Genomic DNA, 24,767 nt, shown 5'->3' with positions numbered 1-24,767 from the left:
CCTCTCCGTGGCCCGGCGATTGGAGGAGGATTGGCAAATGGCTCAGATGATGAAGGCGGCCGTGGTCCGGCAATTCGGCGCGCCGCTGACGATCGACGAATTGGCGGTGCCCACGCCGCAGCCGGGGCAGATCCTGGTCAAATACGAAGCAACGGGCGTTTGTCATACCGATCTCCATGCCGCAAACGGCGACTGGCCGGTAAAACCCAGTCCACCGTTCATTCCCGGACACGAGGGCGTCGGCTATGTCTCGGCGGTCGGCGCCGGCGTCAAAAGAGTGAAAGAGGGAGACCGGGTCGGCGTTCCCTGGCTTCACAGCGCCTGCGGCTACTGTCCGCATTGCCGTACGGGTTGGGAGACGCTGTGCGCGGCCCAGTCGAACACGGGATATTCGGTCAACGGAACGTTTGCGGAGTACGGACTGGCGGATCCTGATTTCGTCGGCAGCCTGCCGAACGCGCTGGAGTTCGGCCCTGCCGCGCCGGTGCTCTGCGCGGGTGTGACCGTCTACAAGGGATTGAAGGAGACCGAAGTCCGTCCTGGCGAATGGGTGGCAGTCTCCGGCATCGGGGGGCTCGGCCACATGGCCGTGCAATACGCCAAGGCGATGGGCATGCATGTCGTCGCCGCCGACATTTTTGACGACAAGCTGGCGTTGGCAAAGCAACTGGGCGCCGACATCACGGTCAACGGCAAGGCGAAGGATGCGGTCGAGCAGGTCATCAAGGCTACCGGCGGCGTGCATGGCGCGCTTGTGACTGCCGTCTCACCGGCTGCGATGGAACAGGCGTTCGGCTTCCTTCGCTCGCGCGGCACCATGGCGCTCGTCGGCCTTCCCCCCGGCATGATCTCTGTGCCGGTCTTTGAAACGGTTCTGAAGCGCATCACGGTGCGTGGTTCGATCGTCGGCACCCGCCAGGACCTGGAGGAATCGCTGCAATTCGCCGCCGAAGGCAAGGTCGCGCCGCATTTCTCGTGGGATAGCCTCGAGAACATCAACGAGATCTTCCGCCGCATGGAAGCCGGCAAGATCGACGGTCGCATCGTGATGAGCCTGCAGTAATCGACTTGGCCTGGTTGGTCGAGGCTCACCGGGTCCATGCCCAAGTGACACGTGTCGAGCATTTATTCTTGTGCGCTTTCCTTCAATCGCCGGTCGCCAGTGAGTCGTCCGGCGAAATGCCGATAGACCTTTTGCGGAAAGGAAATGGCAATGCGCAAAGGCATGTTCTCAGACCAGCATGCACTGTCCAGGCGCGACCTCCTGCTGGTGGCGGGGACCGCAGCGGCCACGCTGACCGCCTATAGTCACGCCGCCCGTGCCGCAGCGGGCGCAAGCAACCTCGCAATCGACGAGGTGAAGCAGGATGAGGACGTCTTTGCCTATATCAGCAGGATCAAGGGTGGCTTTGACGAGACGACCTATCGGCAGGTGCTGGGATGCGCGAATGCCTTCAAGGAAGGCGACCAAACAATCGGTGTGGCTGCGGACAGTGACGCGTCCCGAACGAACGCACGAGGCCTCCTGGCAAGAACGAAGATCGCAGACCTCGATCGGCACCCTCTGTTTGAGGACGATCTGCAACGACTGATCTGGCAGACCACCGACAAGGTCCAGCAGGAAAAGCTGAAGGACTGGACCATGGGCCAGCTGAAGGAATTTCTTCTGACCAAATCGGAAGATGAGATCAAAGGCGTCATGTATGGCCTGACCAGCGATACCATCGGCTGTGTGCCGAAACTGATGAGCAATGACGAGCTGATCGCCGTCAGCCAAAAGATCTTCAATGTCATGCCCGGCACCAAGTTGGGGGCCAAGGGATACATGGGCGCACGGATCCAGCCGAATTCGCCGACCGACCATCCCGACGACATCATGTGGCAGGTCTTCGACGCGTTTTCCTACGCGACCGGAGATATCGTCATCGGTACCAACCCGGTGGACAGCACCGTCGACAGCGTGGTCACGGTGGAGCGGGCGCTGAAAGACATCGTGGATACGTTCAAGCTGGTAGACGTCATTCCGTGGTGCGTGCTCGCCCACATCGACGTCCAGGGTGAGGTCAGCGAGGACTTTCCCGGCACAGTCTCCACCTTGTTCCAGAGCCTTGCCGGTACGGATGATTGCAACAAGATCTTCGACATCACCAATGAGAAGATCCTGAAATATGCAAACGCGAAGGCAGGGGAGCGCTACGGTCTCTACTTCGAAACCGGGCAAGGATCGGAATTCACCAACGGCGCGGCAAACGGTGTCGACATGATGGTGCTTGAGTCCCGGAAGTACGGGTTCAGCCGGGCCATCGGCATGGAACTTGCGAAAGTGCAGCCGAAGGGCGCATGGCTGCATGTCAACGATGTCGCCGGCTTTATTGGGCCTGAAGTGTTCAAGAGCCGGGAACAACTCGTGCGGTGCTGCCTCGAGGACATGGTGATGGGCAAGCTCCACGGCCTGACCATCGGCCTCGATATCTGCACCACCCTGCACATGACCGTCAGCCTGGACGATCTCGATTGGTGCCAGGACCAGATCATGCCGGCCAACCCGGCCTACCTGATTGCTCTGCCCACCAAGAACGACCCGATGCTGAGTTATCTCACGACCGCATTTCAGGACCACGTGCGCGTGAGGGATAAGTTCGGCTTCAAGGTCAACGATGCGATGTGGGATTTCTACAAACGACTTGGAATAGTCGGCAAGGACAACACCTACACGTCAAATTATGGCGATCCCCTCTGGGTCTATTACCAGTACCGCCTCGCCAAGGGGGACAAGCGGCCGAAGGAGAAGGTTTACGCCGAGGGTCGGCGGCTGATGACGGAAGTCGAGGCAAGGGGCGTGGATCTGGCGACGGGCCATGGTGAGAAGATATGGGATCTCAACCCGGCGCTCGCGACGAAGGTGAGGGGTCTTTACGACGACGCCAAACTCTCTCTTTGGGCCGAACTTACGCCGGATTTCATTGCGGCCGTGCCCAGCGTCGTCCCGGTTCGCACGCTGTCCAAGGATCGGAACGACTACATCGCGCACCCGACCACCGGTGAAACGCTGAGCCCGGACTCAATCAAGGCTATCGAAGCGATCAGGGCGTCGTGGAAAGGCGATATGCCCAAGGGCCAGATCGTCATTTCAGATGGCCTGAACGCCAAGGCCATCATGGATGACGGCCATCTTTCGCCCTATCTGGAGGAAATGCGCAGGCTGCTCGGCGATGCCGGCGTCTCGGTGAGCGACAAGAACATCCTGGTCACCAGCGGCAGGGTGCGGGCTGGCTACAGGATCGGCGAGACGTTGTTTGCCGACGCCGATCCCAACACCTTTCGAGGAATTCTCCACATCATCGGCGAGCGGCCCGGGACCATGCACCATGCCTACTCCGTCTACATCACCGTCGCCAAAGGAAAGCGTTGGGCGGAGAAGGACATCGATCACGACATGACGAAGCTGGTCAGCAACGTCGCCGACACAGCACTTGCACCTAAAGAAGCGGCGAAGGAAACCTTGACCATTATCCGGGAGATCATCGGCAAGGACGTCAACGGCAGCCGGCGCTTCGGGTGACCCTGAACGCGTTGTAGGGCAACAAGGCACTCGCTGTCCGGTGGCGTCGGCGGTCGTGCATCGTGTCGCCGCCGCATGCTGCTGCTTTCGGAGGGCAGAAAACGCGGTTGCTTCTTCGGGGCGTGACTTTCCGACGTCAGAACCGCTTCTTCAGAAAGTAGCGCGCAATCGCCCCTTCACCGCCTTCGAGTTCACCAAAGACCTCGAAGCCGAGCTTTTCATAAAACGGCCGGGCCTGGAATTCGAAGGTGTCGAGCCAGAGGCCGACATAGCCGCGCTGGCGCGCGATCTTCTCCGCTTCCTCGATCAGGCGTCGGCCAAGGCCTTGGCCGCGGTATTCATCGGGAACGGCGAGGTAACGGATAAAGGCCCAGCCATATCCATCGGTCGCATAGAGCCCACCCGTCGCGACTTTCGTCTCCGGATCGCGAAGCACGACGGCAAAACCGGGCAGATCGGCCATGCCGCTATGGGCGTCATTGTAAGCGTCGAGCGGTGCGACGATGCCACTGAGGTCATCCCGGTTCGGGTCTTCAAGTATAATGTCTATGATCGGGGTGGGCATGGCTAGAAACTCGGTCGCATGGTGGCTCGGCCTATAGATTCTTGTTTTGTTCTATAAAGCAATCCAACCCGAAGAAAACTTCGGGTTGGCAATGCTTGCCGTTATCGTTCGGACGTCGTCAGCGACGACGGACCGCTTAGCTGCAGCCGCTCGTTGCACCGCAGGTGTCGCACTTCTCGCAGGTGCCGTTGCGCACCATGGTGAAGTTCTGGCACTCGGTGCACATGTTGCCGGTGTAGCCCTGCATGATCGAGCGGGCGCGGCGTTCGGCTTCCACCTTCTTGGCATCCGACTTGGCCGATGCCGCTTCGGCGGCCGCCTTGTCGGAGAAGAGGGCGGTGACTTCCTGCTCGACTTCGTCGGCGATCTCTTCTGCCAGCTCCGCAGCCCGCTCTTCATAGTCGCGCTTGAAAGCGACGATTTCCGAGGTGGCGATCGCGGTCGTCGTTTCCAGCTTGCGCACCGTGTTTCCGGCGATCGCCGTCACGGTCGCGCCCGAGGAGGCGCGGGCGGGAGCACCCGTCGACGAGCCCTTGGGCTCGCTGGAGGCCCGCTCGCCGGTGCCGCCGACGATCGTCGGCTTGTAGCCGCGGGTCCAGCCGGTCGAGATCAGGTTGGTCTTGCCTTCCTGGATGCCCTTGCCGAGTGCGGTGTTGCCGAAATCGGACGTGTCCACGTGAGCAAGATCGTGACGGCCGAGATAGGAAACCGCCAGTTCGCGGAAGACGTAGTCGAGGATCGACGTCGCGTTCTTGATCGCGTCGTTGCCCTGGACCATGCCGGCCGGCTCGAACTTGGTGAAGGTGAAGGCCTCCACATATTCTTCGAGCGGCACGCCGTACTGCAGGCCGAGCGAGATGGCGATCGCGAAGTTGTTCATCATCGCACGGAAGGCGGCGCCTTCCTTGTGCATGTCGATGAAGATCTCGCCGAGGCGGCCGTCACCGAACTCGCCGGTGCGCAGATACACCTTGTGACCGCCGACGACGGCCTTCTGGGTGTAGCCCTGGCGGCGGTTCGGCAGCTTTTCGCGGGCGCGGATCACCTTCTCGATGACACGCTCGACGATCTTCTCGGTGATGGTGACGGCCTGGGCGGCGGCGGGCGCCTGGATCAGATCCTCCAGCGCATCCTCGTCCTTGTCGTCCTCGATCAGCGAGGCGTTCAGCGGCTGCGACAGCTTGGAGCCGTCGCGATAGAGGGCGTTTGCCTTCAGCGCCAGCTTCCAGGAGAGCATGTAGGCGTTCTTGCAGTCCTCGACGGTCGCCTCGTTCGGCATGTTGATCGTCTTGGAGATGGCGCCCGAGATGAACGGCTGGGCGGCCGCCATCATGCGGATGTGGCTTTCGACCGAGAGGTAGCGCTTGCCGATCTTGCCGCAGGGGTTGGCGCAATCAAAGACGGGCAGGTGCTCGTTCTTGAGGAACGGTGCGCCTTCCAGCGTCATCGCCCCGCAGACGTGGATGTTGGCCGCTTCGATGTCCTTCTTGGAGAAGCCCATGTGGTCGAGCAGGTTGAAGTCCATCGAACCTAGCTGTTCGTCGGTGACCTTCAGCGTGCCCTTCAGGAAGTCGGCGCCGAGCGTCCACTGGTTGAAGACGAACTTGATGTCGAAGGCGCTCTTCAGAGCGGCGTTGACCGCTTCCACCTTTTCGTCGGTGAAACCCTTGGCCTTCAGCGTCGACGGGTTGATCGCCGGCGCCTGGTTCAGGTTGCCGTGGCCGACCGCGTAGGCTTCGATCTCGGCGATCTGGCTTTCGCCATAGCCGAGCGAGCGAAGCGCTTCCGGAACGGCGCGGTTGATGATCTTGAAGTAGCCGCCGCCAGCGAGCTTCTTGAACTTGACCAGCGCGAAGTCAGGCTCGATGCCGGTCGTGTCGCAGTCCATGACGAGACCGATCGTCCCGGTCGGCGCGATAACCGTTGCCTGGGCGTTGCGGTAGCCGTGCTTCTCGCCGAGTTCCAGCGCCTTGTCCCAGGCGCTCATGGCGTGGATGACGAGGTCCTGATCCGGATTGTCACCATGGATGAGCGCAACCGGGTTGACCGACAGCGCTTCGTAACCGGTCGTCTCGCCATAGGCGGCGCGGCGGTGGTTGCGGATGACGCGCAGCATGTTGTCGCGGTTCGGCGCAAAGCCCGGGAACGGACCCAGCTTCTCGGCCATCTCGGCCGAGGTGGCGTAGGAGATGCCGGTCATGATCGCGGTCAGCGCACCGGCAATGGCGCGGCCTTCGGCGCTGTCATAAGGAATGCCCGAGGACATCAACAGGCCGCCGATATTGGCGTAGCCGAGGCCGAGCGTGCGGTATTCGTAGGAAAGCTCGGCAATCTCGCGGGACGGGAACTGCGCCATCATGACCGAGACTTCGAGAACGATGGTCCACAGGCGGACGGCGTGCTCGTAGTCGGCAATATTGATGCGCTTGGTCGCCGCATCCTTGAACGTCATCAGGTTCAGGGAGGCGAGGTTGCAGGCGGTGTCGTCGAGGAACATGTACTCCGAGCACGGGTTCGACGCGCGGATCGGGCCGGCGGCGGGGCTCGTGTGCCAGTCGTTCATCGTCGTGTTGAAGTGCAGGCCCGGATCGGCCGACGCCCAGGCGGCGTAGGAGATCGATTCCCAGAGGTCGCGTGCCTTCAGCGTCTTCATGACGCGGCCGTCCTTGCGGGCCGTCAGGTGCCAATCGCCATCGGTTTCGACGGCGCGCAGGAAGTCGTCCTTGATCGAGACGGAGTTGTTGGAGTTCTGGCCCGAAACCGTGAGGTAGGCTTCCGAATCCCAGTCGGTGTCGTAGGTCTTGAACTCGAGGTCCTTGTAGCCCTGCTTGGCGAACTGGATGACGCGCTGGACGTAGTTTTCCGGAACCAGCGCCTGCTTGGCGGCGCGGATTTCGCGCTTCAGTGCCGGGTTCTGCTTCGGGTCATAGCAGGCGTCGTCCGTGCCGTCGCAGTTGACGCAGGCCTTCATGATCGCCTTCAGATGCTTGGCGACGACCTTGGAACCGGTGACGAGGGCGGCAACCTTCTGCTCTTCCTTGACCTTCCAGTTGATGTATTCCTCGATATCCGGATGGTCGATGTCGACGACGACCATCTTGGCGGCGCGGCGGGTGGTGCCGCCCGACTTGATCGCGCCGGCAGCGCGGTCGCCGATCTTGAGGAACGACATCAGGCCGGAGGACTTGCCGCCGCCCGAGAGCTTTTCGCCTTCGCTGCGCAGATAGGAGAAGTTGGAGCCGGTGCCGGAGCCGTACTTGAACAGGCGCGCTTCACGCACCCAGAGATCCATGATGCCGCCTTCGTTGACGAGATCGTCACCGACCGACTGAATGAAGCAGGCATGCGGCTGCGGATGCTCGTAAGCCGACTTCGACTTCGTCAGCTTGCCGGTGAAGGGGTCGACATAGAAGTGGCCCTGGCCGGGGCCGTCGATGCCATAGGCCCAGTGCAGGCCGGTGTTGAACCATTGCGGCGAGTTCGGCGCGACGCGCTGCGTGGCGAGCATGTAGGCAAGTTCGTCCTGGAAGGCGGAGGCGTCTTCTTCGGTGTCGAAGTAGCCGCCCTTCCAGCCCCAATAGGCCCAGGTGCCGGCCAGGCGATCGAAGACCTGACGGGCATCGGTTTCGGAACCGTACTGCTCATCCTTCGGCAGCGCCTTCAGCGCATCCGTGTCGGGAACCGCGCGCCAGAGGAAGGAGGGGACATCGTTCTCCTCGACGCGCTTCATCTTGGCGGGTACGCCGGCCTTGCGGAAATACTTCTGCGCGAGAATGTCGGCGGCAACCTGGCTGAACTGAGCCGGCACGTCGATATCGGCAAGGCGGAAAACGATCGAACCATCGGGGTTCTTGATTTCACTCGTAGCCTTGCGGAATTCGATCTCCGCATAGGCGGATTGCCCGGCTTTCGTGAAACGACGTTCGATCTTCATTGTCCCTGGTCCTTCGTGTTGCCTAGCGCCCGCCACAGGCGCAATTGTCCCCGCCCGGCCGCGAGGGGCATCCCGCAGCCAGTCTCAGCTTCCGTCCTTGGAGAGAAACCCATAGCTGGGTGACCCTGTATCTTGTGAGATAGGCTGGCTGCAAATACTAAATATAGTATCAACAACTTCTTCATGCCAGCCAAATATTGCCCCGGTGGACCCGAAAAATCGCACAGAAATCCTCAGGGCGACCCCATGGTGAAATCCATGACTGCCGCCTTTCAGAACCGCCGATTTTGGGAGAGGAACCGGGACTTGAACAATCCGGTCCGCCGCCGTTGCAACGTGAAATCCATTAACCGTGAATCGTCCGGGGGCGTCAAGGGGTGGTTTGTGACGGAAGTTTGAGCGCTAGATGTTGTGTGGGTCAGCTGTGGAAAACGGGGACATCGGCCAATGCCATGAAAATCAGGCACTTCCGGAGGTTGCCTGTGAGACTGACGCAACGGTCGGCGCGCAAACGAAATTTTGACGGGTAAAAACCCGCATAAAAAGTGTCCCTTACGGCAGGCTCGGTTGCGTCAGCGAAAGCGATATGGGGTGGGACAGTGATTCGTTTTTAGCGGTCCGGTAAGCACCGGCATTTGGTGCACAGCCGACGTTGGCGCAGCCCGCGACACGGCGGATCATCGACGCCCTGCGACAGGCCTGGGATAAAGCGAGTGGTATGGTTCGCGGGCGCCGATGCGCCCCAAACGGGCCAGACGCGTCTGCGCGCAATCTGGCCCCGCTGATGTCAGTCGACGCGCTTTTGCAGCTCGCGTGCGCCATTCGGTGCATTCACCTTGCCCTCGGTGATGAAGTAGGCGAACACGTCGCGCGGTTCCTTCTTGGCCTTGCGATCAGGCGCGCTTTTCTCAAGGCCGCTCGGCTCGTCGCCGGCTGAAAACGCCTTGGCGCGGTCGGCCCAGAGGTCGAGTTTGTCGGCGGCATAGCAGGTCTTGATCTCGTCGCTGCCCTTCTGCAGGCGGAGATAGACGAAATCGGCGGTGACATCGGCGATCATCGGATAGTCCGCATGCTCGGCGAGCACGACGGCGACGCCGTATTTCTCCAGCAGCGAGACAAAATCCGCAGACTGGAAGGTTGGGTTGCGGACCTCGACCACATGGCGCAGCGGCAAGCCGTCCTGTTTCTCCGGCAGAAGCTTCAAAAAGCCTTCGAAATCGTCGGGCTCGAACTTCTTCGTCGGCGCGAACTGCCAGAGGATGGGGCCGAGATGGGGGCCGAGCTCGGTCAGGCCCTGCGTCAGGAAACGCTCCATGGATTCACCGGCTTCCGACAGAACCTTGCGGTTGGTGACGAAGCGGCTCGCCTTCAGGGAGAAGATGAAATCATCAGGCACTTCCGACGCCCACTTGGCGAAGGTCTCCGGCTTCTGCGACGAGTAATAGGTGCCGTTCACCTCGATCGCCCGCAGCTCTTTGCCGGCAAATTCAAGCTGCCGCTTCTTTGCCAGTGTGTCGGGATAGAAGGTGCCTTCCCAGGGCTCGAAGGTCCAGCCGCCGATACCAACGCGAATCTTTCCGGATTTTGCCATGCCATCCTCCTCAACGACGGCCATCGCTTGACCGCCTACTTTTTTACTCTTTGATCGATTTCGTCATGTCCACGAGTGTCCACCCTGGACGATAGGGATTGGGTCGGCGACCCGTTTCTTGAAATCCATAGGCGCGATAGAGCGCGATGTTTCGCTCCATGCGTGAATTGGTGTAGAGCCGCACCTCCGGCAAGCCCAACTCGGCCGCCTTTGCATCCACAAAGCGCAGCAATTCGATACCGAGCCCCTGGCCCTGACAGGCCGGGGCAACGGCAAGGCTGAAAATCATAAGGTGATCGGCGTGCCGTTCGAAAACGGCAAGCGCCGAGACAACCTCATTTCGCTCCCGAAGCCAGACCTCGTCACGAAGGATGCGAGGCGCGTAATCCTCGGTGACCGGGAGCGGCGGCCCACCAAAGAGCGCCCGATAGGGCTCATAGGCCGCCGCCGTCACGCTTTGCACGGCGGCCAGATCTTCCAGACGAGCAGGCCGCATCATGCCGTGATCACTCCTAAAGCGCGCCGACCAGATCGGCAGACTTACTCCGCTGCTTCGACCTTCTTCATCGGCCGGCGCTCCAGTAGTTCCTTCAGGAAGTGGCCGGTGTAGGACCGATTCTCTTTCACGATGTCTTCCGGCGTGCCCTTGGCGATGACTTCGCCGCCGCCGTCGCCGCCTTCAGGGCCGAAGTCGATCACCCAGTCGGCGGTCTTGATGACTTCGAGATTGTGCTCGATGACGACGACCGAATTGCCCTGGTTGACGAGCTCATGCAGAACTTCAAGAAGCTTGGCGACATCGTGGAAATGCAAGCCGGTGGTCGGCTCGTCGAGAATGTAGAGCGTGCGCCCGGTTGAGCGCTTCGACAGTTCCTTGGCGAGCTTGACGCGCTGGGCCTCGCCGCCCGAGAGCGTGTTGGCCTGCTGCCCGACCTTGATGTAGCCGAGGCCGACCTGGTTGAGCGTGACGAGCTTGTCGCGCACCGAGGGAACGGCGGCGAAAAAATCGACGCCTTCCTCGACGGTCATATCGAGCACGTCGGCGATCGACTTGCCCTTGAAATGCACGTCGAGCGTTTCGCGGTTGTAGCGCTTCCCGTGGCAGACGTCGCAGGTGACGTAGACATCCGGCAAGAAGTGCATCTCGATCTTGATGACACCGTCGCCCTGGCAGGCCTCGCAGCGGCCGCCCTTGACGTTGAAGGAGAAGCGGCCCGGCTGATAGCCGCGCGCCTTTGCCTCCGGCAGACCGGCAAACCAGTCGCGGATCGGCGTGAAGGCACCTGTATAAGTCGCCGGGTTCGAGCGCGGGGTACGGCCGATCGGCGACTGGTCGATGTCGATCACCTTGTCGATATGCTCGAAGCCATCGATGCGGTCGTGCTCGGCCGGGTTTTCGCGCGCGCCCATGATGCGGCGGGCGGCGGCCTTGTAGAGCGTCTCGATCAGGAAGGTCGACTTGCCGCCGCCGGAGACGCCGGTAACAGCGGTGAAGACGCCGAGCGGGATCGAGGCGGTGACGTTCTTCAGGTTGTTGGCGCGGGCGCCGACAACGGTGATTTCCTTTTTCTTCTTCGGCTTGCGGCGTTCCGCGGGAACGGCGACCGAAAGCTCGCCGGACAGATATTTGCCGGTCAGCGATTTCGGATTGGCCATGATGTCCGACGGCGATCCTTGCGCGATGACCTCGCCGCCGTGGATGCCGGCAGCCGGGCCGATATCGACCACATAATCGGACGTCAGGATCGCGTCTTCGTCATGCTCGACGACGATCACCGTGTTGCCGATGTCGCGCAGATGCCGAAGCGTGTCGAGCAGGCGGGCGTTGTCGCGCTGATGCAAGCCGATCGACGGCTCGTCGAGCACGTAGAGAACGCCTGTCAGCCCCGAGCCGATCTGCGAGGCCAGCCGGATGCGCTGGCTTTCACCGCCTGAAAGCGTTCCGGAATTGCGCGACAGGCTCAGATACTCAAGACCGACATCGTTGAGGAAGCGCAGCCGGTCGCGGATTTCCTTCAGGATGCGGACGGCGATTTCGTTCTGCTTGGCATTCAGACGTTCCGGCAGGGCCTCGAACCAGTCACGGGCGATGCGGATCGACATTTCGGTCACCTGACCGATATGCAATTTGTCGATCTTGACCGCCAGCGCTTCCGGCTTCAGGCGGAAACCGGCGCAGGCCGGGCAGGGTGCAGCCGACATATAACGCTCGATCTCTTCGCGCGCCCAGGCGCTGTCGGTTTCCTTCCAGCGGCGCTCGAGGTTGGGCACGATGCCCTCGAAGTTCTTGGTGGTGTTGTAGGAGCGGGCGCCATCCTCATAATGGAAGACAATCTTTTCTTCCGTTCCGTGCAGGATCGCGTTCTGCGCCGCTGCCGACAACTCGTTCCAGCGGCTGCCGAGCTTGAAGCCGAACACCTTGCCGAGCGCTTCCAGTGTCTGGTTGTAGTAGGGAGAGGAGGATTTCGCCCAGGGCGCAATTGCGCCGTCGCGCAGCGTCCGGTGCTCTTCCGGAACGATCAGCGCCGTGTCGATCTTCTGCTGGCTGCCAAGACCGTCGCAGGTCGGGCAGGCGCCGAAGGGATTGTTGAACGAGAACAGCCGCGGCTCGATCTCGGAAATGGTGAAGCCTGAAACCGGACAGGCGAACTTTTCCGAAAACAGCATGCGCTCGTGGGTTTCGTTCAGCGACTTGTTGGCCGAACCGCCGGCGGCGGTTTCTTCTGGCGGTAACGGCTTGTCGGCGAACTCGGCGACGGCAAGGCCATCAGCGAGCGTCAGGCAGGTCTCAAGGCTGTCGGCAAGGCGCGAGGCGAGGTCGGGGCGGACGACCACGCGATCGACGACGACGTCGATGTCGTGCTTGTACTTCTTGTCGAGTGCCGGAACCTCGGCGATTTCGTAGAAGGTGCCGTCGACCTTGACGCGCTGAAAGCCCTTCTTCATCAGCTCGGCGAGTTCCTTCTTGTACTCGCCCTTGCGGCCGCGCACGAGCGGCGCAAGGATATAAAGGCGGGTGCCTTCGCCGAATTCGAGCACCCGGTCTACCATCTGGCTGACCGTCTGGCTTTCGATCGGCAGACCCGTCGCCGGCGAATAGGGCACGCCCACGCGCGCAAAGAGCAGGCGCATATAGTCGTAGATTTCGGTGACGGTACCGACCGTCGAGCGCGGGTTGCGCGAGGTCGTCTTCTGCTCGATCGAGATCGCCGGCGACAGGCCGTCGATCTGGTCGACATCCGGCTTCTGCATCATCTCGAGGAACTGGCGCGCATAGGCCGAAAGGCTTTCGACATAACGGCGCTGGCCTTCAGCATAGATCGTATCGAAGGCAAGCGACGATTTGCCCGAGCCGGAAAGGCCGGTCATCACGATCAGCTTGTTGCGCGGCAGATCGAGGTCGATGCCTTTCAGATTGTGCTCGCGCGCACCACGAATGGAGATGGTCTTGAGTTCACTCATCGGAAGCCAGCTTTTGCATGTCGGTTGAAAGCCCCCTATGTAATGACGCTAACGCCCATGTCGAGGCGCAATCGGCAAAACAGGCGGCCAATTCGAGTCGGTTGACAGGATCATAGCCAAATACTAGAACAAATAAAGAACAAAACATCCATAAAACGACCAAAACTGTTGTGGATTATGTCTGAGGCGGGGCGTATCGGCGGGTTCTGACCGCTAAGATGCGCGCTCTTGAAATTCCAAGCCGGGCCGTTGGTCCGGTGAAACCACGGGAAAAGCAACATGGCTGGAAGCGTCAACAAGGTGATCTTGATCGGAAATGTCGGGGCAGACCCGGAAATCCGGCGCACGCAGGACGGCCGGCCGATCGCCAACCTGCGCATCGCCACCTCGGAGACCTGGCGCGACCGCAACAGCGGCGAGCGCAAGGAAAAGACGGAATGGCACCAGGTGGTGGTGTTCAACGAAGGCCTGTGCAAGGTCGTCGAGCAGTATGTGAAGAAGGGCGCCAAGCTCTACATCGAAGGCGCGCTGCAGACCCGCAAGTGGCAGGACCAGAACGGCAACGACCGTTACTCGACCGAAGTCGTGCTGCAGGGCTTCAACTCGACACTGACGATGCTTGACGGCCGCGGCGAAGGCGGCGGCGTCAGCCGTGGCGGCGGTGGCGGTTCGAGCGACTTCGGCGGCGGCGGCAACTATGGCGGCGGCGGTTACGACGATTACGACCAGCCGCGCCAGTCCTCCGGCGGTGGCCGTTCGGGCGGTGGCCAGGGCGGTCAAGGCGGCCAGGGTGGCGGCTTCTCGCGCGATATGGACGACGATATCCCGTTCTGATCGCAAGCGGATCCTTTTGACGAAAAACGCCACGTCCCAAGGACGTGGCGTTTTTCGTTTCCGGTCTTCTTCGATTGCATCGGGCAAAGGGTGGCCCAGCCGTCCGACCTCAGGTCGCCATCGCGGATTTGACGCCGTCGACGACGAATTGCACCGCAAGTGCCGCCAGGATGACGCCGAGCAGGCGGGTGAGGATGGCGCGGCCGGTGACGCCGAGAAAGCGATCGACGCGTTCAGCGATGACCAGCGCCAGGAAGAGGCTGAGCATCGACAGGGCGATGACGATCAGGAGCTGAGTGCGCTCGACGGCGGTCGGGAACGAGCCGGCAAGCAGGATCGTTGCCGAAATTGCGCCCGGGCCGGCAATGAGCGGCAGGGCCAGCGGGAAGACCGCGATGTTGTGAATGTGGTCCTTGACCGTCGCATTCTCGCCGGTCTTTTCCTTGCGCTCCTGGCGTTTCTCGAAAATCATCTCGAAGGCGATCCAGAAGAGCAGCAGGCCGCCAGCGATGCGGAAGGCGCCGATCGAGATGCCGAGCAGTCCGAGGATGCTGTTGCCGAAGAGGGCGAAGGCGGCGAGAATGAAGAAGGCGATCAGCGAGCCGCGGGTGGCCACCTGAAAGCGCTCCTGTCGGCTGAGGCCGACCGTAAGGCTCAGGAAGATCGGCGCAAGGCCGGGCGGATCGAGCGTGACGAGAAGCGTTGTAAGCGCATTGACCAACAGGTCGACATTGAACATCCGTTTCCCCTTCCGGATTTTAGCCCCGGGTTTTCCCGGTGGCATGGCTACATTGTTAGGCAAGCGGCCGGGCATTGGGAAGGGGCAGACAAACAAAGTCTCAGCAATGACTTAATCAGCAATCGCTACGCCCAGGTGAGGCGCAAACGGGCGCCGTGGACGTCATTGGCGGCCCGGCTCTTCCGATTTCGCGCGCCATGCCCTACAAAAGCCTGCTCCGGCGGCAAAAGACTGTTCACAACTGCCGTGCGGCTCATCGGTTCCTGCTAGGATAACCGCGTGAATCGCACAGCGAATCAAGGCATTACAAGGACATCTTCACAGTCCGGCGGGCAAGTGGCGCCGAAGGCCGCAAATTGGCGCTTCCGATGGCAATCCGCTATAAATATCCGACTGATTCTGAACAAAGATCGTGATCACCATTGACTGAGCAAAGCACCCCCGGCGGCGGAAAAACTCCGCCAGGCATCGAGCCGATTTCCATCATCGAGGAAATGCAGCGGTCCTATCTCGATTACGCGATGAGCGTTATCGTCAGCCGCGCGCTTCCCGACGTGCGTGACGGTCTGAAACCCGTGCACCGCCGCATCCTCTACGGGATGAGCGAGCTCGGCATCGACTGGAACAAGAAATACGTCAAATGCGCCCGCGTGACCGGGGACGTGATGGGTAAGTACCACCCGCACGGCAACGCCGCGATCTACGATGCGCTGGCGCGCATGGCGCAGGACTGGTCGCTCCGCCTGCCGCTGATCGACGGCCAGGGCAACTTCGGCTCCGTCGACGGCGACCCGCCGGCAGCAGAGCGCTACACCGAGTGCCGCCTGCAAAAGGCTGCCCATTCGCTGCTCGACGATCTCGACAAGGAAACGGTCGACTTCCGCGACAACTATGACGGCACCCTGCAGGAGCCGGCAGTCGTTCCCGCGAAGTTCCCGAACCTGCTCGTCAACGGCGCCGGTGGTATCGCCGTCGGCATGGCGACGAACATTCCGCCGCACAACCTGGTCGAAGTCATCAACGGCTGCATGGCGCTGATCGACAATCCGGCGATCGAACTGCCGGAACTGATGGAAATCATCCCCGGTCCGGACTTCCCGACCGGCGCGCTCATCCTCGGACGTTCGGGCATTCGCTCGGCCTATGAGACCGGCCGCGGCTCCGTCATCATGCGCGGCCGCGCCCATATCGAGCCGATGCGCGGTGACCGCGAGCAGATCATCATCACCGAGATCCCGTTCCAGGTGAACAAGGCGACGATGATCGAGAAGATGGCCGAGCTGGTGCGCGAGAAGCGTATCGAGGGCATCTCGGACCTGCGCGACGAATCGGACCGCCAGGGCTACCGCGTGGTGATCGAACTCAAGCGCGACGCCAATGCCGACGTCATCCTGAACCAGCTTTACCGCTACACGCCGCTGCAGACCTCGTTTGGCTGCAACATGGTGGCGTTGAACGGCGGCAAGCCGGAACACATGACGCTGCTCGACATGCTGCGCGCCTTCGTCTCGTTCCGCGAGGAAGTCGTTAGCCGGCGCACGAAGTACCTGCTGCGCAAGGCACGCGACCGCGCCCATGTGCTCGTCGGCCTTGCGATTGCCGTCGCCAACATCGACGAAATCATCAAGCTGATCCGCACGGCGCCGGACCCGCAGACCGCGCGCGAGCAGTTGATGGAGCGCCGCTGGCCGGCCCACGACGTCGAGAGCCTCATTCGCCTCATCGACGACCCGCGTCACCGCATCAACGAGGACGGCACCTACAACCTCTCGGAAGAGCAGGCCCGCGCCATTCTCGATCTGCGCCTGCAGCGCCTGACAGCGCTCGGCCGCGACGAAATCGGCGACGAACTCAACAAGATCGGCGAGGAAATCAAGGATTACCTCGACATCCTGTCGTCGCGCCTGCGCATCATGAGCATCGTCAAGGACGAGCTCATCGCCATCCGCGACGAGTTCGGCACTCCGCGCCGGTCCGAGATCATGGAGGGCGGCCCCGACATGGACGATGAGGATCTCATCGCCCGTGAAGACATGGTCGTGACCGTCTCGCATCTCGGTTACATCAAGCGCGTACCGCTGACGACCTATCGCGCGCAGCGCCGTGGCGGCAAGGGCCGCTCCGGCATGGCGACCCGGGACGAGGATTTCGTTACCCGGCTATTCGTTGCCAACACCCACACGCCGGTTCTGTTCTTCTCCTCGCGTGGCATCGTCTACAAGGAGAAGGTCTGGCGCCTGCCGATCGGCACGCCGCAATCGCGCGGCAAGGCTCTGATCAACATGCTGCCGCTGGAACCCGGCGAACGCATCACGACGATCATGCCGCTGCCTGAGGACGAGGCGACCTGGGAAAACCTCGACGTCATGTTCTCGACGACGCGCGGCACGGTTCGCCGCAACAAGCTGTCGGACTTCGTCCAGGTCAACCGCAACGGCAAGATCGCGATGAAGCTCGAGGAAGAGGGTGACGAGATCCTCTCCGTCGACACCTGTACGGAGCGTGACGACGTCATGCTGACGACAGCGCTCGGCCAGTGCATCCGGTTCCCGGTCGATGACGTGCGCGTCTTTGCCGGCCGTAACTCGATCGGTGTTCGCGGTATCAACCTCGGCGACGGCGACCGCATCATCTCGATGGCGATCCTTGGCCATGTCGAGGCCGAACCGTGGGAGCGTGCGGCCTATCTCAAGCGCGCAGCGGCGGAACGTCGGGCGACGAACGGCGACGAGGAAGAAATCGCTCTGGTTGGCGAGGAAGTCGCCGACGGCGGAGAACTGTCGAACGAACGCTTCGAGGAACTGAAGGCACGCGAACAGTTCGTGCTGACGGTCTCGGAGAAGGGCTTCGGCAAGCGCTCGTCGTCCTACGATTTCCGCACCTCTGGCCGTGGCGGCAAGGGCATCCGTGCCACCGACACCTCGAAGACGACGGAAATCGGCGTTCTTGTCGCTGCCTTCCCGATCGAAGACAACGACCAGATCATGCTCGTCTCCGATGGCGGCCAGCTGATCCGCGTGCCGATCAATGGCGTCCGGCTTGCGAGCCGCGCGACCAAGGGCGTCACCATCTTCTCCACCGCCAAGGATGAGAAGGTCGTATCGGTCGAGCGCATCAGCGAGCCGGAGAGCGATGAAGAGGAAGGCGAAGAAGCCGGCATCGAAAACGGTGTGCCGGAAACGCCAGCCGAATCCGAGGATTAAGCGCTTCACTTGAAGTGCCAAGGAAACAGAAAGCCCGCCATTTTGGCGGGCTTTTTCGTGGGGCGGTATCGAGCCGTCGGCGGGAGCTGCCTGAAATCAGAACTCGGTATTCGCGTCTGCGAGCGCAGTGCCACGAATATAGGCCCGCAGCCCCGCGGCAAGTGCGTCGAACGTGACGCGACAGCGGGGCGCCGTCTTCAGGTTCTCGTGCATCACCAGCCAGGTGTCGAGCTTCATCTCGAACAGTTCCGGCAGCACCGGTAGAACATCGGGATCGCGTGCCGCAAGCCCGTTCTGGCAGATACCGATGCCGAAGCCGGCGCGGATCGCGGCCAGTTGGGCAAGGTTGCTATCGGCCTTCAGCGCAAAACATGTCGACGGCAGTTCCGGCGAGCGGGCGACGATCGCCCGGATCGCCGCCGTCTCGCGGTCATAGCCGATCAGGCTGTGATCGCTAAGCTCGGCCAGTGTCTGCGGCATACCGCGTCGCTCGATGTAGCGGCGGTGGGCATGAAAGCTCAAGGGAACCGCGCCGAGATGGCGGGCGATCAGCGCATCCTGCGCGGGTGCCACCATGCGCACGGCGATATCGGCCTCTTGGCGCAAAAGGTCTTCGACCATGTCCGAGGCGGAGAGTTCGATCGTCAGCTCCGGATAGGCCTCGTGCAGCTCTGTAAGGATCGGCGGCAGCACCTCGATGCCGATGACTTCGCTGGCACTGATGCGCACTGTGCCGCTGACCGTATCGCGCTGGCTCGACGCGGCGCGCAAGAGCGCAGCCGATGTCGCGGCGAGCGTCTCGGCATAGGGCTTGAGCGCCAGCGCGGCATCGGTCGGCAACAGGCCGTGCGGAGAGCGCACGAAGAGCGGATAGCCGAGCGCGGCTTCCATGGCGTCCACATGACGGCCAACGGTTGGCTGCGTCAGGCCAAGCTCGCGAGCGGCGGCCGACAGCGATCCCTCCTTAAGCACCGCGAGGAACGTTCGGTAGAAATCCCAGCTCAAATCCATCTTGCTCATGGATTTCAGTATAGCTGAGCAAGATTTTTCGGCAATTCCGTTTAGCTCGTGAATGCCTGATGCTGCCTTCATTGAAACGGATGGAGCGAGACATGACCGAGATTCAGGAGAGAGCAAGACGCGTGCTGGTGCTCGGCGCGACGGGCGGCATCGGCAGCGCCGTCGCACGCGGGCTCCACAGCCGCGGCTGGCAGGTGCGTGCCTTGAACCGGAACGCCGCGACGGCGGCGCAGACCGAGCCGGCGTTCGACTGGCGGCAAGGCGATGCCATGAACGCGGGCGACGTTCGCACTGCTGCCGAAGGCGTCGATCTGATCGTGCACGCGGTCAATCCGCCTGGCTACCGCAATTGGGGCACCCTGGTGCTGCCGATGCTCGACAATACGATCGCTGCTGCCAAGGCCACCGGTGCACGCATCCTTTTGCCAGGAACGATCTACAATTTCGGCCGCGACGCCTTTCCCGTCCTGACGGAGGACGCACCGCAGAACCCGGACACCGACAAGGGCCAGATTCGCAAGGAGATGGAGCGTCGCTTGAAGGATGCGTCGGAGGCGGGTGTCGGCGTCATCATCGTCAGGGCGGGCGACTTCTTCGGTCCCGGTGCGGCCAATAACTGGTTTTCGCAAGGGCTGGTGAAACCGGGCAAACCGTTGGGCGCGATTTCCTACCCGGGCCGCGAAGGCATCGGCCATCAATGGGCCTATCTGCCCGATGTGGCCGAAACCATGATCCGCCTTGTCGAGCGCACCGAGGACCTGCCGCCTTTCGCCGTCTACCACATGCAGGGCTTCCTCGACCGCAATGGCACCGAGATGATTGCGGCGATCCGCCGGGTCGTTGGCAAGCCCGCGCTTCCCGTCCGCGCCTTCCCGTGGTGGCTGATCGACCTGGCGTCGCCCTTCGTTCCGCTCTTCAGGGAGTTGCGCAAGATGCGTTATCTCTGGCGCGAACCCTTGAGAATGCCGAACGAGCGGCTGCTTGCCGTGCTCGGCGAAGAGCCGCACACGCCGATCGACGAGGCTGTCGCAACGACGCTCCGCGGGCTTGGTTGCCTGAGCGACCGGCCGGCGCTTCCACAAGGGCGTGCCACAGGCTAGGGCGCGTCCATGTCGAGGATCGATTTCGGCTGGGCCCTGATACCGGTCAGTTCCGGAAGACGAGGCAAGCGCCGCCGCTCTTGCGAATCGTGGCGCAAAGCTTGTTTGCGTCCGCCTGGGTCTCGCGGCCGATGCGTGCGGCGTAGCGGATCCTGAGGCCAAAGCTGGCATTGCGTTCGCGCAGGAGAAGCGCCTTCTCACTGCGGATCGGCTCCGGCAACCGCTTGACTGCGCTGACGAACAATCGCTGCGCCACCGACTTCTGGAAATGCGCGGCAAGCTGCACGCCCCAGGGCGCCCATTCCGCCTCGTCGATCACCTCGATGTCGCGCAGATTGCGGGTGCTGGCGAGTGCCACGCAGCCGTCGATGAAGGTCTTGTTCTTGTCGAGCGTCAGGTCGAGGATCTTTGGCGGATTGTCGCGCCAGTCCTCGACGCTGTAAGCGGTGATCGCAAGCACGTAGTTGCGCGTTTCCGCCGGCAGCCAATCGACCTCGAGAAAACGCTCGAGCCCGTTCTCGCCGGCATTGTAGGCGGCAGCCGCATAGCCGAGATTGCCGTAGCGCGACTTGAGTTCGTTCAGATATTCCGCCGACTTGCCGAGCGCCTCGACCACATCGAAGCTGTTGTTGAGCCCCCGCATCTTCGCCGTTCCCGGCATGAATTGCGCGATGCCTTCAGCGCCCTTGGGGCTGACGGCATTGGGCCGAAACAGGCTTTCGCGCCAGATCAGGCGGGCGAAGAAAGCCGCGGGCAGGTCGTTGACGGCCGCATAGTGGTCGATCACGCCGCAGATATCGCGGGCGAAGTTTTCCTTGCTGATGCAGAGCGACTTGGCGGGGTCGGTAGCCGACGGGCCGGAATAGACGCATTTGGGCTGTGGGGCGAGATCATCGATACGAGCCGCCGCGGGGACGGCGCTCAGCGACGGAATGCTGACAGCCAGCGCCAGTGCCGCTTTCGCGACACGTGCCCAGGCACCCGATCTGACCTTCTGCCGAAGACCCACGTCAAAATGTTTCCAGAAACAGTCCTTGAAGGTTCATAGCATCTCCCGCCGCCTCGACAAACGACCATTGTCGAGGCGACGCCGCGGCTTAGCGCGGCGAGCCCGCCTGGAGCACCAGTTGCATGAATGTCAGGTCGAGCCAGCGGCCGAACTTCGTGCCGACCTCGCGCAGTCGGCCGGTATCCTCGAAACCCAGTTGGGCATGAAGGCGGATCGAGGCTGCGTTCTCCGACTCGATACCGGCGATCATCACATGCTTGCCCAGCCGTTCGGCCTCGGCGATCAGCGCTTCCATGAGTTTCCGGCCGATGCCGCCACCGCGCCGATCCTTGTGAACATAGACGGAGTGCTCGACCGTGTGGCGGTAGCCATCGAAGGCGCGCCAATCGCCGAAGGACGCATAGCCGATGACATCGCCTTCGTCCGAGACTGCCACCAGCACCGGATAACCCGCGTCCGTGCGCGCCTTCAGCCAGGCTGTTCGATTGGCGACATCGACCAGGGTATCGTTCCAGATCGCCGTCGTGTTCGCCACGGCGTCGTTGTAGATGTCGCAGATGATTGGCAGATCGTCTTGGATGGCCGCCCGGATCAGCATGCTTGCTCCTCGCATTCGTTCACTATATGACTACGATATGAATACTAAAGTAGACAGTCTGGATCAACGGCTCAGTGAACGAATTCGTCTGGAAAGAGAGGCGCGCGGCTGGTCGCTGAGCGATCTTTCGGAGCGCTCCGGCGTCTCGCGCGCGATGATCCACAAGGTTGAGCGGGGCGACAGCAGCCCGACGGCGACGCTACTGGCAAAGCTCGCCGGTGCGTTTGGTCTCACCATGTCCAGCCTGATCGCGCGGGCCGAGATGAGCCAGGGCAGGCTGTCGCGACGCCAGGATCAGGCGGTGTGGCGCGATCCGCAGACCGGCTACCTCCGGCGCCACGTGTCGCCGATGTCGGACCTGCCGCTCGAGCTGGTCGAGGTCGAGCTTCCGGCCGGCGCCGAGGTGCCGATCCCGGCATCCGCCTATGCGCTCCATCGCCGGTGGATATGGGTGAGTGCAGGGCGCCTGACCTTCGTGGAAGGGCTGGAGATCCATACGCTTGGCGTCGGGGATTGCCTCGAGCTCGGCCCGCCGCAGGATTGTGTCTTCCGCAATGACGGCGGAGAGACCTGTATCTACGCCGTCGTTCTGTTGCGGACGGGGTGAGCTTAGCGGTCGAGTTCGGCGATGGCGATCCGCGCCATTTCGAGGTCGTTCTCGACGCCGAATTCGTCGTTGTCTTCCAGGAACCAGGCTGCGGAAAGCCCGGCATAGGCAAGCACCCAGGTGAGGATACGGTGCGGGTGAAGCCCGGTCTCCTTGGCGACGATGGGCAGATGCCGCTGCAGCCGGCCCGGAGCGGTAACTAGGGGCAGTTCCGGATTGCAGAAGAGGTTGGCGTAGTCGTAGCCGCGATCGCCGAGCACGCGTTTCGGGTCGATCGCCAGCCAGCCGCGGTCGCCGAAATCGAGGATGTTGGCGTGGTGCACGTCGGCATGCAGGACGACCGGCGGTTCGGGATCGGCTAACAGGCTTTTCGCCGCCTCGAGCGCGCGGGCAAAGAGCCCGCCTTGAGCGGGAGCAGCCGTTTCCAGAGAGGCGAACCATCTGTCGAGCGGCACGAGATCGCCGGGAACCGGTGTTAAGCGCGGCGCATGAAGCGCGGCGACAGTGCGGCAGATGATGCGCGTCACATCCTCGTCGCTTCCGGTCATCGCCATGTGGAAGAGGTTGCGCCGGCTGTCCGTGCGCTCCATCAGTACCGCGTCGCCATCGGCTTCATAGACCTTGGCAGCGCCTTGCCCGTTCCAGTAGAGCAGCGGCAGGCGGCCATACTTCTCTTCCGGGTCCTCGGCGACCTTGAGCATCGCCTGCTGGCCGCGATAGCGGACGGGGTAAAGACGGCTGGAGGGGGTTACGATGACGTCGCCGTCAGGATGCAATGACCATTTCTCTGAATATAGCGAAAACATAAGCTCTTCATTCCCAAGGACAAATGCTCCGCCAAGGAGGCGGAGCATTGCCATGTGGGAGTGTCAGGCGACCTGTTCAAGGGCGGGATAGTCGGTATAGCCCTTGGCGCCACCGCCATAGAAGGTTGCCTGATCCGGCGCGTTCATCGGCGCATCGCGCTTCAACCGCTCGACGAGATCAGGATTGGCAATGAACGGCTTGCCGAAGGCGACGAGGTCGGCTTCGCCGTCCTTGACCGTCTTCACGGCGAGCGCCCTGTCATAGCCATTGTTGGTCATCCAGGCAGCCTTGCCGCCAGCGGCGACATAGGTCGAACGCAGGGCGTCGTAGTCGAATGGCTGGTCGCCCTGCTGGTGGTCGCGCGGGCCGCCGGTCGCGCCTTCAATGATGTGGATATAGGCGAGGGGATAGCGGGCGAGATTCTTGACCACATGGCCGAAGACCTGCTGCGGCTGCGGATCAAAGGCATCGTTGGCGGGGGTGACAGGCGAAAGGCGGATACCGACCCGGCCGGCGCCGATTTCATTCGTCACGGCATCCATGACCTCGAACAGGAAGCGGCCGCGGTTCTCGATCGAACCGCCATAGGCATCCGTGCGGTGGTTCGAACCCGAGCGCAGGAACTGGTCAATGAGATAGCCGTTGGCCGCGTGGATCTCGATGCCGTCGAAGCCGGCGTCGATCGCGGCGCGCGCAGCCTTGCGATAGTCCTCGACGATCGCCTTGATCTCGGCGATCTCCAGCGCATGCGGCTCGGAGGTTTCGGCAAAGGAACCGGTACCGTCGGCATTGACCAGATAGGTCTTGGACTTGGCGCGAATGGCCGACGGGGCCACGGGCTTGCCGCCGCCCGGCTGCAGCGAATCATGCGAAATGCGGCCGACATGCCACATCTGGACAACGATCCGGCCGCCCTTGGCATGCACTGCGTCCGTCACCTTGCGCCAGCCGTCGAGCGCTTCCGGCGTATAGAGGCCCGGCACGTCGGCATAGCCCTGGCCCTGCTGGGTGATTGCCGTTCCCTCCGTGATCAGCAGGCCGGCCGTCGCACGCTGCTCGTAATAGGTCACGTTCAGGGTGTTCGGAACAGCGCCCGGCGACCGGTTGCGGGTCAGGGGCGCCATCACGACGCGGTTCTTCAGCGCGATGTCGCCGATGGTGATGGGGTCGAAAAGCGAGGCCATGGGAGGTCCTTTCAGGGAGGAGGTCTGCTTGGGGAGAAGGTGCGTCTTAGAGATCGCCGAGGCTCTTGAGGAAGGCGGCGATCGTCTCTTCATCGCGGCGGTAGAAAATCCATTGGCCAACCTTGCGGGTGGTCACCAGGCCGGCGCGCTGAAGCACAGCGAGATGCGAGGAAACGGTCGACTGCGACAGGCCGCAGCGTTCGAACTGGCCGGCACATACGCCGAGATCGAGCGGATGCTCCTGGCTCGGAAAATGGCGCTGCGGCTCCTTCAGCCAGGCGAGGATGTTGACCCGCACGGGATGGGCAAGCGCCTTGAGGATTTCGTCTCGGTCCATCGTATATCGCCGTATCGTGGTTTATCGATAGATGTATCGCTAAAACACGATATTCAAATCACAAGACCGTGAGCGTGCTGCAGGCAAAAAAAAGAGGGCCTCAAGAAAACTTGGGCCCTTGTAGTTGTGAAGGTAATAAGAACCTCCAGAGGGGAACAGCTAATGCGGTGGCGGGGAGGAGAAGCCACCAAGAATGCATCAGCTGCATTTTAATA

General features: G+C 62.1%; 18 protein-coding genes. 6 read left to right on the top strand and 12 right to left on the bottom strand.

Annotated features, from left to right (window positions below):
• Positions 1–37 precede the first annotated feature (37 nt).
• Positions 38–1,063: an alcohol dehydrogenase AdhP gene (gene adhP / locus M2267_RS10190; RefSeq protein ID WP_429114403.1), complete on the top strand. Its 1,026-nt coding sequence runs from the start codon at positions 38–40 to the stop codon at positions 1,061–1,063.
• Positions 1,064–1,213: 150 nt separating this feature from the next.
• Positions 1,214–3,562 carry an ethanolamine ammonia-lyase gene (locus tag M2267_RS10185; protein WP_429114401.1) on the top strand — a complete coding sequence of 783 codons (2,349 nt, stop codon included), beginning with the start codon at positions 1,214–1,216 and terminating at the stop codon, positions 3,560–3,562.
• Positions 3,563–3,698: 136 nt separating this feature from the next.
• On the opposite strand, the gene M2267_RS10180 is transcribed toward M2267_RS10185, so the two are convergent.
• The 5 genes from M2267_RS10180 to uvrA all read right to left on the bottom strand — a co-directional run bounded on the left by M2267_RS10180 (position 3,699) and on the right by uvrA (position 13,114).
• Positions 3,699–4,127 (bottom strand): GNAT family N-acetyltransferase, encoded by a 429-nt coding sequence (locus M2267_RS10180; protein ID WP_429114400.1) that lies wholly within the window; start codon positions 4,125–4,127, stop codon positions 3,699–3,701.
• A 136-nt stretch (positions 4,128–4,263) separates the two neighbouring features.
• Positions 4,264–8,061, bottom strand: coding sequence for a vitamin B12-dependent ribonucleotide reductase (locus M2267_RS10175; protein WP_043614260.1), 3,798 nt, complete (start codon positions 8,059–8,061; stop codon positions 4,264–4,266).
• Between the two features lie 787 nt (positions 8,062–8,848).
• Complete coding sequence (locus tag M2267_RS10170; RefSeq protein ID WP_429114397.1) at positions 8,849–9,652, bottom strand: DUF72 domain-containing protein; 804 nt, start codon at positions 9,650–9,652, stop codon at positions 8,849–8,851.
• Positions 9,653–9,695: 43 nt separating this feature from the next.
• Complete coding sequence (locus tag M2267_RS10165; protein ID WP_429114529.1) at positions 9,696–10,148, bottom strand: GNAT family N-acetyltransferase; 453 nt, start codon at positions 10,146–10,148, stop codon at positions 9,696–9,698.
• Positions 10,149–10,192: 44 nt separating this feature from the next.
• Positions 10,193–13,114: an excinuclease ABC subunit UvrA gene (gene uvrA, locus M2267_RS10160; protein ID WP_429114395.1), complete on the bottom strand. Its 2,922-nt coding sequence runs from the start codon at positions 13,112–13,114 to the stop codon at positions 10,193–10,195.
• A gap of 279 nt (positions 13,115–13,393) precedes the next feature.
• Here uvrA and M2267_RS10155 point away from each other — a divergent pair, with 279 nt between their 5' ends.
• Positions 13,394–13,948: a single-stranded DNA-binding protein gene (locus M2267_RS10155; protein WP_043614270.1), complete on the top strand. Its 555-nt coding sequence runs from the start codon at positions 13,394–13,396 to the stop codon at positions 13,946–13,948.
• Positions 13,949–14,057: 109 nt separating this feature from the next.
• Here the strand turns inward: M2267_RS10155 and M2267_RS10150 are convergent, their stop codons facing one another.
• On the bottom strand, positions 14,058–14,687 hold the full coding sequence (locus tag M2267_RS10150) for a MarC family protein (RefSeq protein WP_090295526.1): 630 nt from the start codon (positions 14,685–14,687) through the stop codon (positions 14,058–14,060).
• 422 nt (positions 14,688–15,109) lie between these two features.
• Here M2267_RS10150 and gyrA point away from each other — a divergent pair, with 422 nt between their 5' ends.
• Positions 15,110–17,890, top strand: a complete 2,781-nt coding sequence (gene gyrA / locus M2267_RS10145; RefSeq protein WP_043614278.1) for a DNA gyrase subunit A — start codon at positions 15,110–15,112, stop codon at positions 17,888–17,890.
• A 96-nt stretch (positions 17,891–17,986) separates the two neighbouring features.
• Here gyrA and M2267_RS10140 read toward each other — a convergent pair whose 3' ends face one another.
• Positions 17,987–18,901 (bottom strand): LysR family transcriptional regulator, encoded by a 915-nt coding sequence (locus tag M2267_RS10140; RefSeq protein ID WP_429114527.1) that lies wholly within the window; start codon positions 18,899–18,901, stop codon positions 17,987–17,989.
• A gap of 101 nt (positions 18,902–19,002) precedes the next feature.
• Between M2267_RS10140 and M2267_RS10135 the strand changes: the two genes are divergently transcribed.
• Positions 19,003–20,010: an NAD(P)H-binding protein gene (locus tag M2267_RS10135; RefSeq protein ID WP_429114392.1), complete on the top strand. Its 1,008-nt coding sequence runs from the start codon at positions 19,003–19,005 to the stop codon at positions 20,008–20,010.
• Positions 20,011–20,056: 46 nt separating this feature from the next.
• On the opposite strand, the gene M2267_RS10130 is transcribed toward M2267_RS10135, so the two are convergent.
• Positions 20,057–21,019 (bottom strand): lytic transglycosylase domain-containing protein, encoded by a 963-nt coding sequence (locus tag M2267_RS10130; protein ID WP_429114391.1) that lies wholly within the window; start codon positions 21,017–21,019, stop codon positions 20,057–20,059.
• Positions 21,020–21,107: 88 nt separating this feature from the next.
• Positions 21,108–21,617, bottom strand: a complete 510-nt coding sequence (locus M2267_RS10125) for an N-acetyltransferase family protein (RefSeq protein WP_429114389.1) — start codon at positions 21,615–21,617, stop codon at positions 21,108–21,110.
• A gap of 37 nt (positions 21,618–21,654) precedes the next feature.
• Between M2267_RS10125 and M2267_RS10120 the strand changes: the two genes are divergently transcribed.
• Positions 21,655–22,224, top strand: coding sequence for a helix-turn-helix domain-containing protein (locus M2267_RS10120; RefSeq protein ID WP_429114386.1), 570 nt, complete (start codon positions 21,655–21,657; stop codon positions 22,222–22,224).
• 2 nt (positions 22,225–22,226) lie between these two features.
• Here the strand turns inward: M2267_RS10120 and M2267_RS10115 are convergent, their stop codons facing one another.
• The 3 genes from M2267_RS10115 to M2267_RS10105 form a co-directional block, all read right to left on the bottom strand.
• Complete coding sequence (locus M2267_RS10115; protein WP_429114384.1) at positions 22,227–23,030, bottom strand: aminoglycoside phosphotransferase family protein; 804 nt, start codon at positions 23,028–23,030, stop codon at positions 22,227–22,229.
• Between the two features lie 63 nt (positions 23,031–23,093).
• Entirely contained in the window at positions 23,094–24,215 is a 1,122-nt protein-coding gene (locus M2267_RS10110) for an alkene reductase (protein WP_429114381.1), read from the bottom strand.
• Between the two features lie 46 nt (positions 24,216–24,261).
• Positions 24,262–24,552 carry an ArsR/SmtB family transcription factor gene (locus M2267_RS10105; protein WP_043614302.1) on the bottom strand — a complete coding sequence of 97 codons (291 nt, stop codon included), beginning with the start codon at positions 24,550–24,552 and terminating at the stop codon, positions 24,262–24,264.
• Positions 24,553–24,767: the final 215 nt, after the last annotated feature.

Origin of the sequence: Ensifer sp. KUDG1 (assembly GCF_050434285.1) — a bacterium.
GTDB lineage: Bacteria > Pseudomonadota > Alphaproteobacteria > Rhizobiales > Rhizobiaceae > Ensifer.
Note: the sequence above shows the minus strand (reverse complement) of the source record. Positions and strands in the feature narration are given on the sequence as shown.

Bases quoted from the DNA above. Each gene is read 5' to 3' on its own strand.
- M2267_RS10180 (WP_429114400.1), bottom strand. From the start codon at position 4,127: ATGCCCACCCCGATCATAGACATTATACTTGAAGACCCGAACCGGGAT.
- M2267_RS10185 (WP_429114401.1), top strand. From the start codon at position 1,214: ATGCGCAAAGGCATGTTCTCAGACCAGCATGCACTGTCCAGGCGCGAC.
- M2267_RS10115 (WP_429114384.1), bottom strand. From the start codon at position 23,030: ATGTTTTCGCTATATTCAGAGAAATGGTCATTGCATCCTGACGGCGAC.
- M2267_RS10105 (WP_043614302.1), bottom strand. From the start codon at position 24,552: ATGGACCGAGACGAAATCCTCAAGGCGCTTGCCCATCCCGTGCGGGTC.
- M2267_RS10140 (WP_429114527.1), bottom strand. From the start codon at position 18,901: ATGGATTTGAGCTGGGATTTCTACCGAACGTTCCTCGCGGTGCTTAAG.
- M2267_RS10125 (WP_429114389.1), bottom strand. From the start codon at position 21,617: ATGCTGATCCGGGCGGCCATCCAAGACGATCTGCCAATCATCTGCGAC.
- M2267_RS10175 (WP_043614260.1), bottom strand. From the start codon at position 8,061: ATGAAGATCGAACGTCGTTTCACGAAAGCCGGGCAATCCGCCTATGCG.
- M2267_RS10110 (WP_429114381.1), bottom strand. From the start codon at position 24,215: ATGGCCTCGCTTTTCGACCCCATCACCATCGGCGACATCGCGCTGAAG.
- M2267_RS10150 (WP_090295526.1), bottom strand. From the start codon at position 14,687: ATGTTCAATGTCGACCTGTTGGTCAATGCGCTTACAACGCTTCTCGTC.
- M2267_RS10170 (WP_429114397.1), bottom strand. From the start codon at position 9,652: ATGGCAAAATCCGGAAAGATTCGCGTTGGTATCGGCGGCTGGACCTTC.
- M2267_RS10120 (WP_429114386.1), top strand. From the start codon at position 21,655: ATGAATACTAAAGTAGACAGTCTGGATCAACGGCTCAGTGAACGAATT.
- M2267_RS10135 (WP_429114392.1), top strand. From the start codon at position 19,003: ATGACCGAGATTCAGGAGAGAGCAAGACGCGTGCTGGTGCTCGGCGCG.
- uvrA (WP_429114395.1), bottom strand. From the start codon at position 13,114: ATGAGTGAACTCAAGACCATCTCCATTCGTGGTGCGCGCGAGCACAAT.
- M2267_RS10155 (WP_043614270.1), top strand. From the start codon at position 13,394: ATGGCTGGAAGCGTCAACAAGGTGATCTTGATCGGAAATGTCGGGGCA.
- M2267_RS10165 (WP_429114529.1), bottom strand. From the start codon at position 10,148: ATGCGGCCTGCTCGTCTGGAAGATCTGGCCGCCGTGCAAAGCGTGACG.
- adhP (WP_429114403.1), top strand. From the start codon at position 38: ATGGCTCAGATGATGAAGGCGGCCGTGGTCCGGCAATTCGGCGCGCCG.